Genomic DNA, 3,514 nt, shown 5'->3' with positions numbered 1-3,514 from the left:
CAGTTTTAAATCAAGGCTGTAAAAATAGCCTATTCATTCTATTCAATTTAACAAAAAGGGCAGCACAGTATGCTGCCCCTTTTGTACATTAAAGTCATCCTTTTTCCTTTTAAAGCACCCTCCCCTCTTTATACTTAGTTCTTTACGAAAATCTCCAAGACAAGACACAACAAACGCAACAGAGCACTTCCATCCCCAGTGGATGAAGAGTACTTCCTACTTTGAAAAAAAGAGAAGTCTATTAGAAATAAATTAATACCACTGTGTTGAAAGATGAAAGCCCACTTTAAGCCCAAGTAAGTTAGCTTTTTTACTAGCTTCTTCTACATCCTTTTTTGTTCCCTCATAACCCCAATTTGCGTCATATAATAATCCCTACCATCACGTAAAAGATGTTATGGTACCACTATATCAGTATCTCACAATATTTCTCTGAATAATAATATTCAAAATTATAATTCTTTAAATAAAATCCATTATAAATACATTTTGTATTAGACATAATTAATATCAATTATTTTTTAATTTTGACAAAAAACCAAAAATGTCTTACCAAATAAAAACAATTACTGAAAGTAATAACAACTATCCATTTTCACTTCTTCTTATGAAGTTCGCGGGGAAATGAATATTTTGGGGCTCTCATAAGGAGAATACTAGTGTATAAAACATCCCTTTTATCATGTACGGCTGCAGCCGCTATTATCCTGTTCAACATCCAGTTCAGTGCACATGCTGAAACCCTCGTAGTTTCTGAGGGAAAACAACAAGAAGTATCCGATAAAACCTACGAAACTATTCACGCAAAAGACGGTGGCAAAATCATTGGAAAACATTTAACCATTGTTACGAATAAAGATATAAACCAAGGCACAAACCAAACCGTCTATGCTGTAACAGCAGAAGGTGCTGACAGTGCGATTGAGTTACTGGATGGCACAACCATTAAAGGCACTGGTTCTGGTATTTTCTTAGGCCTTGAAGCCAAAGACGGTGCTACACTTCAAATGACTAAGGGAACAATTACATATTCTGGAATGGAGGCCTCCTCATCTGGCATTTTATCTAGCACTGGTGCTTCCTTTTCTGACAGTAAGAGTAAAAAAAACAAGCTGGAAGACGTAGTAATATCGAGTGAAAACGATAACAGTTCACTATCCTTAGGAATAAGTGCTAAAAACAGCACAGTAACCTTGAACAATGTAACCGTTACTCAAGCACTAAAAGGCATATTTGCAGATGATCACTCGACAATAACAATCTCTGGAGGATCACTCGATGGGGAAACTGATGGGGTATATGCTGGAAACGGCAGCATCATTACTTTAAACAACAATGTTACAGTCGCATCATCTAAGGGTAATGCACTCCATGCAGATGGTATAGAATCCAAGGTCACAATGAAAGGAGGGACTGTCATAGGAGGAAATTTGAATGGACATGAAAACGCATTACTTACAAAAAATGGTGGACGTATTGAAATTACGGATGTTACTCTAACAACCGATAACTTCGGAAACGGTGCAAATGCCCATGGCTTTGGAAGCATAATTGAATTAAAAGGCAAAACAAGCATTGAAAAAGTTAGAGACGGACTGAGAGCAGAAAAAGGTGGTAAAATCACCAGCGAAGATTTAACAATAACTGCTTATGAAAACCAAGAATACGGCACTTCTGGTATAATAGCCATTGATCCCAATAGTGAAATTCAATTAAAGGGGCATACAACCTTTGAAAAAGTTTCGTACGGTCTTGGAGCCTTTAATGGTGGTAAAATTACCAGCGGAGATTTAACAATAGTCGGTGGTAAAGCAATTAATGACAACCCCAATGAAGCACGATCTGGTGTATGGACATCGGGCTCTGGGAGTGAAATTCAGTTAACTGGCAAAACAACCATTCAAAATTTTGATGAAGGTCTTTATGCAGATGATGGGAGTAAAATCATTACCGGAGATTTAACAATAATCGGTGGTGAGTCCGAAGCAGAAACCGTTGGTGTAAGCACTTGGGAGGCTGATAGTATAGTTGAATTAAATGGCAAAACAACTATTCAAAATGTTGGTATTGGTCTCGCTACTGGTGAAGATGGCACAATTAAGATGGTTAATGGCGCTATTGATACTAATTCTAAAGGTCTAGATACCCAATCCGATACTCCTCAGAAGGGGAAGAAAAATACAATAGAAGCAAAAATGGCTGCGCTGGTTGTAATAAATGGCGGACATATTGATCTGACAGATGTTTCTGCCACAGCAGAAGTTGCCGGTTTACAATTCGCAACTTTCTCCGATGATAATCCAAATGGCTCGCATGATCCACAAAAATATCATAGTAATGAGATCAATCTGACCAATGCAGAGCTTCATGCTGAAAATGGCACAGGAATTTTCATTGGAGCTGTTGTTGAAAAAAGTATCGAAGATACTACAGTTCCATCAATCGGCACAGTCAATCTTAAAAAATCAGAGGTCCATGCCGATGTTTTACTAGGAAATGGTATTGCTTGGGACAAAACGTCATGGAAAGATAAAGATTTGTGGGATGGTAAAGAGGTTAAAGCGATCTCCAACGGCACCTTCACCTTAAGCACTGATCAGTCTACTCTAGAAGGCAGAGCAAATATTGCTAAAGACAGAAATGTGCACTTTGATCTGAAAAACGATACAAAATGGACGTTGAAAATCAGCAAAAACGAAAAAGATGATGATGGCAATCTCCTTGATATCGCTCAAAGATCTCGTTCTGATATTTCCACGCTTAATCTCGATAACAGCTCCATTGTTTTTGAGAAACCAACAGAAGAGCATTACCAAACATTGCATATAGGTTCTGGTAAACCAGACACGCAAGAAGTCTACAATGCAACGGGTGATGCAAAGATTTACTTCAATACGGCTTGGAGTGATGGTGCTGCAATAAATGACCAAAAAACCGATAGACTTTTGATCCATGGGGATGTCTCTGGCAACACATCAGTTTATGTCACGGGGCACTTAGAAGAGAACAATATCGAAGCAAATACCTCTGCTGCTGCCAATGTCCGTGGTCTTTCACTTATTCAAGTTTCTGGAAAAGCAGAAGAAAACTCTTTCAAACTGGTAAATGGCTATACCACAAGAGGTGGCTTACCGGATATGTATACACTACGTGCCTATGGACCAGACTCAAGCCAAGGAAAAGCCGATATTGCGCAAAACCTCTTTGATGAAAAGAATGAAAACTTCTGGGATTTCCGTTTGCAACCCGAACTGCTTGACTCCAATTCTGGTTCAAATCCTGATCCTGAAACAAATATCCCTACCGTTGCCCCTGTACCACAAACAGCAAGCTATTTGGTCATGCCAAATGCTCTCTTCTATAGTGGATTAACGGATATGGCTAAACAAAATGCACTTTTAGCCAATATCAGAACATCTGTCTTAAGAAAAGAAGAAGAAAAACAAACCGGTTTCTTCCTCTATACTTACGGAAACACAGGAACCTTATCTTCTGAACGCGGACCTCTCAAATA

1 protein-coding gene is annotated in these 3,514 nt (G+C 38.6%); it reads left to right on the top strand.

What is annotated here, in order from left to right; translation table 11 throughout:
- Window positions 1–659 precede the first annotated feature (659 nt).
- The coding region (locus ACFIMI_RS09530; protein ID WP_375692523.1) for an autotransporter outer membrane beta-barrel domain-containing protein at window positions 660–3,514 on the top strand (2,855 nt) is incomplete at its 3' end.

Source organism: Bartonella sp. AP4SXKL, from assembly GCF_042195845.1.
Classification (GTDB): Bacteria; Pseudomonadota; Alphaproteobacteria; order Rhizobiales; family Rhizobiaceae; genus Bartonella.
This window is presented reverse-complemented; position numbering and strand designations above follow the sequence as displayed.